We start from the raw sequence: 6,890 nt of genomic DNA, 5'->3' as shown, positions 1-6,890 counted from the left end.
TGGCATCAAATTTACGGCGTTGCTTTGTCATCTGCTTTCCTCATCGATGGTGATTTTCCACCTATCGACCTGTCTGAGGAAATTGGACCACCACACTCCCCTCTCCCGCTTGCGGGAGAGGGGCGGGGGAGAGGGCGGGAGCCTCCACGAAGTCACGACTGCAAATCTGCCACTTCACCGGCCAAGGCATGTCTTGAGGATTCGTTTCGGAGATCGGCTATTTGCGAACAGGCGCAGCGACGGCACGATGCCGCGTTCGCTCAGGAATGGGAACTGTCCTATCGAGTTCCTGACTCTGATGCGGGAGACTGACACGGTCATCGCACACAACGGTGGCCGGGCGTGGAAGCCCGAACTGCAAGCACCACAGGTCGGCGTCTTCGACGCCGCCTGTCTCCGCATACGCGCTTGTCATCCCCATGGCGGGCCGACACGAGGCAGCCGCAAGGCTGGCCGGCTTGGTGTTTGCATCGGTCTTCCACCCTCGTCGTCAGGCCCGCCGCCCTCCGCCAGCGTTGTGCGGTGGACCTTCAGGTAACGATTGGAGGGTCCTATGTCGGAAATCGATCTATCAACGGCGCGGTACAGTCTTTTGGCAGTGGCAGCGGGAATAGACGCCGTGCTTGCACTGCTAGAGCAGCAGAGTGAATGGTCAGAGGGGGCTTTCGGGGCGTTTTGCTTATTGGGGTTGGTGAAGGCGCAATTGGAACGGGTGTTGGAAGAAGAGTTGCCTGTTTCCTGAGGCTGGCCGTTCTCACTTGTTGGCATTGGCATGGCGGGAGTGCTGTGCTTTGAATTCAAAACGCCTTGCACACAAAAATGCGGACAGCAAACGTTGAAAGACCTGCCCGGATTTGGACGCCCGACTTCGTCGATGCTCCGGCCCTCTCCCCCGCCCCTCTCCCGCAAGCGGGAGAGGGGAGAAAACAAGCGGACAAGAAAAGCAGGAAGGTCGCCCGCGATAACGCGTGCGAGCGCAGCGACGCACTCCGTGCCCGAGCAGCAGACCTGAGATAGGGAGCGCGCGCAGTGCAGCCGAAGGCGTCCCACCAATAACGCCGTTAGTAGGCGGCCACCGGCCTAAAGTCGGGTTCGTCCATCCGCCCCCGAACGCCAGGCACCTCCAGGTAGCGTCAGCAGGGTGGAACCCACCCATCGCAGAACCGCGAGTCACCACCGCTGGGAACCGCCAACACCGCCTTAGCCAGCCGCTCAGGCGACGCGCTCTTTGCCTCCTTTCTGTCGCTCGGACAGAAAGGAGGTCGCCGGCTACGCCGGCGAAACAGCCACGCCAGTCAAGCACGACCACCGACCACAGTTCCAACGAATCTCAAACACTCAAACCGTAGCAACCGGCGTAACCGGCGACCCCACGGCGCCAGGCAACCTCAACGGCGGCGCCGTCAACTGAAACCGCGTACGCCCATTCCCCCGCAGCCAATCCGCCAGCTCCCGCAAATACCACAGCTCCCCCAGCGGCAACCCCAGCTTGAACAGGCAATGGTGATGCAGCGGCAGCAAAGGATGGTGCGATTCGCCGTCGGGCGCCGGGCGGGCAGGGTAGCGCTCCACCGCATAGTTATCCGCGATCAGCGCCGCGATGCCCGCGTCGGTGATCCAGTTCAGCAGCTTGTCGTCACGCCCGTCGAGCGCACAGCAGCTGTGATGCAGCACGGCCTCATCGGGCTCGCGCCGCATCGACAGCACCACTTCGGCAAAGCCCGTGCGCAGCAGCAGCATGTCGCCGCGCTCGACTTCCGCCTTGCCGGCTTCCATCGCGCGCATCAGGTCGTCGTAGCCGACGTTGCGGAAGTCCATGCCAAACACATGCGCCAGGTCCACCAGCACGCCGCGTCCCTGCATGCCCTTGACCGCGAAGTTCTCGATGCCGAGCGCGTGCGCCGCGCTGTGGTCGTGGCCGCACGGGTGCGGCGCGAAGTTGTCGTCCTCGGCGTAGTCGACCGGGCCGACGATATGCTCGTTGGCGCGGTAGCCGTTGTAGTAGACCCGCTCGGCGCGGCCATCGCCGTCGGCGTCGAAGAGCGCGCCCACATGCGCCAGCGCGTCCCATTGCGTGCTGTACTGCAGGCACATCAACACCTGGTCGTCGCTGATCACATCGGTTGCGGCTGGATCCACCTTCGCCAACGGGAAATTGGTGTACGGCGAGTCTTCGCGGAAGGTGGGCCGCAGCACCGGCGGATGACGACGGGGATTGAGCTTGTTGCCGCCGGGGTAGTCCAGCGGCAGTGAGAGACAGAAGCTCAGGCCGGCCTGCACCTCGCGCGCGCCCTTGATGACCTGTTCGGGCCCGATCAGGTTGATGCGGCCGAGCTGGTCGTCAGGGCCGAAGTCGCCCCAGTTGGAACCTTGCGGACGTTGCTTCCAGCGCATGGGTCATGCCTCCTGTCGTGTGGCCGGCCGCGGGAACGGCCAGCGGAATGGAATTCGGAGCCGGGCGGGATGTTGCGTAGGGCCGGCGCATGGATTGGCCGGTGCCATGTGGCATGAAACCGGTTGCACTCTTATAGGCCATATCGCAGGGAACGGTCACTTTGCGGCGCAGCAAAGGTGCTGTCGTCTCATCGCCGGGCAGCGTCATCTTTATATGTTGTCGTACAACATTGGCGAAATGTACGACTCAATTCTCTCGAATCTGGCCCGATTTAGGGATAACCCGCACCCCCGCAAGCGATGAAGTCGGTAAAATGTTGTCAGACAACGTAACACATGCCCTGGTTGGCTTGAATGGGCAGGAGAAGACATGGCAGTGACCCCTACAGCGGCAGCGCAGGCATCGCGACCCCTCTACATCACGATGCATGCGGACGACAACGTCGCCATCGTGGCCAATGATGGGGGGTTGCCAGCAGGCACCATCTTCCCGTGCGGCCTGGTGCTTGCCGAAGCCGTCCCGCAAGGCCACAAGGTCGCACTGGCCGACCTGCGCGAAGGCGACGCGGTGATCCGCTACAACGTCGTGATCGGCTACGCGCTCAAGGACCTGCCGCGCGGCAGCTGGGTCAACGAGCGGGTGATCCGCATGCCGGCCGCACCCGGGTTGGAGGACCTGCCGGTCGGCACGCGCGTGACGCCGCTGCCGCCGCTGGACGGCTATACCTTCGAGGGCTACCGCAATGCCGACGGCTCGGTCGGCACGCGCAATATCCTGGGCATTACCACCACGGTGCAGTGCGTCGAAGGCGTGGTCGAGTTCGCGGTGCGCCGCATCAAGGAAGAACTGCTGCCGAAGTACCCCAACGTCGACGACGTGGTCGGGCTGGAGCACACCTATGGCTGCGGCGTGGCCATCGACGCGCCCGATGCCGGCATCCCGATCCGCACCATCCGCAATATCGCGCTGAACCCCAACTTCGGCGGCGAGGTGATGATCGTCAGCCTGGGCTGCGAGAAGCTGCAGCCGGCGCGCCTGATCGGAGCCGGCACCATCCCGATCCAGAAGGCGGGCGAACCCGATGTGGTGTGCCTGCAGGACGAACAGCACGTGGGCTTCGCCTCGATGATCGATTCGATCATGGCCACCGCCGAGAAGCACCTGCAGCGCCTGAACGCGCGCCGGCGCGAGACCTGTCCCGCATCGGACCTGGTGGTGGGCGTGCAGTGCGGCGGCAGCGATGCCTTCTCCGGCGTTACGGCCAATCCCGCGGTGGGCTTTGCCACCGACCTGGTGGTGCGCGCCGGTGGCACGGTAATGTTCTCCGAGGTAACCGAGGTCCGCGACGGCATCGACCAGCTCACCGCGCGCGCGGCCACGCCCGAAGTGGCCGAGGCGCTGATGAAGCAGATGGCCTGGTACGACGCCTACCTCGAGAAAGGCAAGGTCGACCGCAGCGCCAACACCACGCCCGGCAACAAGAAGGGCGGGCTGTCCAATATCGTCGAAAAGGCGATGGGCTCGATCGTCAAGTCCGGCACCGGCCCGATCCACGGCGTCAGCGGCCCGGGAGAAAAGGTCACGCAGAAGGGCCTGATCTACGCCGCCACGCCGGCGGGCGACTTTGTCTGCGGCACGCTGCAGCTGGCCGCCGGCATGAATCTCCACGTCTTCACCACCGGCCGCGGCACGCCGTACGGGCTGGCCGAAGTGCCGGTGGTCAAGGTCTCCACCCGCAATGACCTGGCGCGGCGCTGGCACGACCTGATGGACGTCAACGCCGGCCGCATCGCCACCGGCGAAGCCACCATCGAGGAAGTGGGCTGGGAACTGTTCCACACGCTGCTGGCCGTGGCCAGCGGCAAGAAGTCATGGGCGGAGCATTGGAAGATCCGCAATGCGCTGGTGTTGTTCAATCCGGCGCCGGTGACTTGAAGGCTGGGCTTACTGGCGCGATGCGTGTCCCCGCAACGGCTTCAGCAAATACCCCAGCCCGTTGTGATCCAGTTCATGCATCAGCGCCAGCAGCGCGCCGATCTGTCCCGGCGGAAAGCCTTCGCGCGCGAACCAGTTCAGGTAGTTGCCCGGCAGGTCGGCGATCAGCGTGCCCTTGTGCTTGCCAAAGGGCATGGTGACGGTGACCAGGCGTTTCAGGGCGTCGGCGTCGAAGTCGGTCATGGGAGCAAGCAAAGCGGAAAGCGCCACGCTACCACAGTGGCGCTGGCGATAACGGAACTCAGGTAGCGCGTGGGCGCGCGTGGGCAGAGGCGGCGGTTGCCTCCGCCACCGCGGCGCGCACGCAGTCGGCCAGCAGTTCCGCGGCACGGGACCGCGTGGCGCGCGCCGCGCGCGCGATCACCAGCGGCTGGCGCACGGTGTCTTCGCGGATCGGTTTCTCGACCACGGCGGTGATCTGCGATGAAGCGGGCGCCTGCGTGATCAGCAGTGCCACGCCCAGGCCGTTGGCGACCATGCCGCGTGCCAGTTCCAGCGAGGTCGCGCGGTAACGCACCTCGGGCTGCAGCCCGTATTGCCAGAACGGCGCCATCAGGAATTCGCGGCTGTGCGGCAGGTCGATCAGGATCAGCGGTTCCTGCGCCAGCTCGTGCAGCGAGATGCTGCCACGGCGCCGTGCCAGCCGCGAGCCCGCGGGCACCAGGCCGTAGGGCCGCAGCTCGGCCAGCAATTCGCGCTCGAGGTCGTCGGGCATGCCGACGTCGTAGCTCAGCGCCAGCTCGATCTGGCCGCCGTGCAGCCAGTCCTCCAGCTGGGCCAGGTCACCCTCGACAAAACGCACCGCCAGGTTCGGATAACGCTCGCGCGCCAGGCGCAACAGCACCGGCAGGTAGACCGGTGCCAGCGTACGGAACACCCCGATCTGCACTTCGCCGGCCGCGCCGTCGCCGCTCTTGTCGACTTCAAACGCTGTCGCCGCACCCAGGATCTGGCGCGCTTCGGCCAGCTTGCGCACGCCGAAGCGGGTCAGGGTCATGCGCGCGCCGGCGTCGCGGGCAAACAGGGCGTCCTCGAACAGCGTCTCCAGCTCGCGGATGGCGACGGAGATCGACGGCTGCGACACGTTCAGCAGCCGCGCAGCCGCCGTGGTGCTGCCGGTTTCCGCGGTCGCGGCGAAATAGCGCAACCGCCGCAGCGAGATGCGGGAAACAGGCATCAGGAAATCCTATAGGTGCTAGTCGAATTCCATATTTTACTTGATAGCTTGCGCTGCGCAGAATCGAGCCACTGAAACGCAAGCCATGCGGCTTGCCAGCCATCGAGGAGCAAGCCTTGGATCCTTTCAGCGATTCCACGCATTCCACGCATTCCACCCATTCCGACCTGCCGTTGGCCGGCATCCGCGTGATCGATTTTTCGCGGGTGCTGGCGGGCCCTTATTGCACGGCGCTGCTGGGCGACCTGGGCGCCGAGGTGATCAAGGTCGAGCCGCCGGGCGGCGACGACTACCGCGCCGTCGGGCCCTTCGTTGACGGCAGGAGCGGCTTGTTCTCGGCGATGAACCGCAACAAGCAGAGTATCGTCATCGATCTGAAAACGGCGGCGGGGCTGGAGCTGGCCCGCGCGCTATGTGCGCGCGCCGACGTGGTGGTGGAGAATTTCCGCCCGGGCGTGGCGGACAAGCTCGGCATCGGCTATGAGGCGCTGCGGGCGCTGAATCCGTCGCTGGTCTACGCGAGCGTGTCGGGTTTCGGCCAGACCGGGCCGGAATCGCACCGGCCGGCCTACGACATCATCCTGCAGGCGATGTGCGGGCTGATGGATGCCACCGGCGCGCCCGACGGTGCGCCGACCATGCTCGGCGAGGCGGTCTCCGATGCGGTCAGCGGGCTCTTTGCCTCATGGGGCGTGCTGGCGGCGCTGCTGGCGCGCGAGAAGAACGGGCGCGGCACGCATGTCGATGTGTCGATGTTCGACGCCACGCTGAGCCTGAGCGCGACGCTGGTGGCGCGCTATGCCGCCACCGGGCAGGCGCCGCAACGGGTGGGCAACCGCCACCCGTCGTCCGCGCCGTTCGGCGTGTACCGCGCCGCGGACGGGTTCTACGTGGTGGCGGTGCTCAACAACAAGCTGTTCCACACGCTGGCCCAGACCATCGGCTGCCCGGAGATGGCGCACGACCCGCGCTTTGCCGACGACGAATCGCGCTGCCGCTTCGAGCCCGCGCTGCGCGCCGGGCTGGAAGCGTGGTCGTCAGGCCTGACCGTCGCCGAGGTGAACCGCCGGCTGGGCGCGGCGGGCATACCGGTCGCGCCGATCCGCAATGTCAGGCAGGCGCTGGAGAGCGAGCATGCCGTCCATCGCGGCCTGCTGACCGAAGTGGCCGGGCCGGATGGACGCACCGTGCGGCTGCCGTCGCAGCCGGTGAAGTTCTCTGGCTATGGCCCCAACCGTGTCACGCCCGCGCCCGAGTTGGGGCAGCACACCGGGGCCATCCTGGCCGCGCACGATTTCAGCAAGGAGACACAACATGCCTAAT

At 65.7% G+C, this 6,890-nt stretch carries 6 protein-coding genes; 3 read left to right on the top strand and 3 right to left on the bottom strand.

Annotation, left to right across the window (positions count from 1 at the left end):
- Window positions 1-553 precede the first annotated feature (553 nt).
- The gene (locus C7416_RS19740) at window positions 554-742 is read left to right on the top strand and encodes a DUF1484 family protein (protein WP_111520482.1); all 189 of its coding nucleotides are present in this window, start codon (window positions 554-556) and stop codon (window positions 740-742) included.
- Window positions 743-1,338: 596 nt separating this feature from the next.
- Here the strand turns inward: C7416_RS19740 and C7416_RS19730 are convergent.
- Complete coding sequence (locus C7416_RS19730; protein ID WP_111520480.1) at window positions 1,339-2,394, bottom strand: cyclase family protein; 1,056 nt, start codon at window positions 2,392-2,394, stop codon at window positions 1,339-1,341.
- A 370-nt stretch (window positions 2,395-2,764) separates the two neighbouring features.
- Here C7416_RS19730 and garD point away from each other — a divergent pair, with 370 nt between their 5' ends.
- Window positions 2,765-4,330 carry a galactarate dehydratase gene (gene garD, locus C7416_RS19725; protein WP_111520479.1) on the top strand — a complete coding sequence of 522 codons (1,566 nt, stop codon included), beginning with the start codon at window positions 2,765-2,767 and terminating at the stop codon, window positions 4,328-4,330.
- Between the two features lie 9 nt (window positions 4,331-4,339).
- Here the strand turns inward: garD and C7416_RS19720 are convergent, their stop codons facing one another.
- Window positions 4,340-4,573 (bottom strand): DUF3820 family protein, encoded by a 234-nt coding sequence (locus C7416_RS19720; protein WP_111520478.1) that lies wholly within the window; start codon window positions 4,571-4,573, stop codon window positions 4,340-4,342.
- 58 nt (window positions 4,574-4,631) lie between these two features.
- Window positions 4,632-5,567, bottom strand: coding sequence for a LysR family transcriptional regulator (locus tag C7416_RS19715; RefSeq protein ID WP_111520477.1), 936 nt, complete (start codon window positions 5,565-5,567; stop codon window positions 4,632-4,634).
- A gap of 116 nt (window positions 5,568-5,683) precedes the next feature.
- Between C7416_RS19715 and C7416_RS19710 the strand changes: the two genes are divergently transcribed.
- On the top strand, window positions 5,684-6,889 hold the full coding sequence (locus C7416_RS19710) for a CaiB/BaiF CoA transferase family protein (protein WP_111520476.1): 1,206 nt from the start codon (window positions 5,684-5,686) through the stop codon (window positions 6,887-6,889).
- Window position 6,890 lies beyond the last annotated feature (1 nt).

The sequence above is a fragment of the Cupriavidus phytorum genome, from assembly GCF_003254285.1.
Classification (GTDB): Bacteria; Pseudomonadota; Gammaproteobacteria; order Burkholderiales; family Burkholderiaceae; genus Cupriavidus; species Cupriavidus phytorum.
The sequence above is the reverse complement of the archived record's forward strand: the minus strand, read 5'-3'. Positions and strand labels throughout refer to the sequence as shown.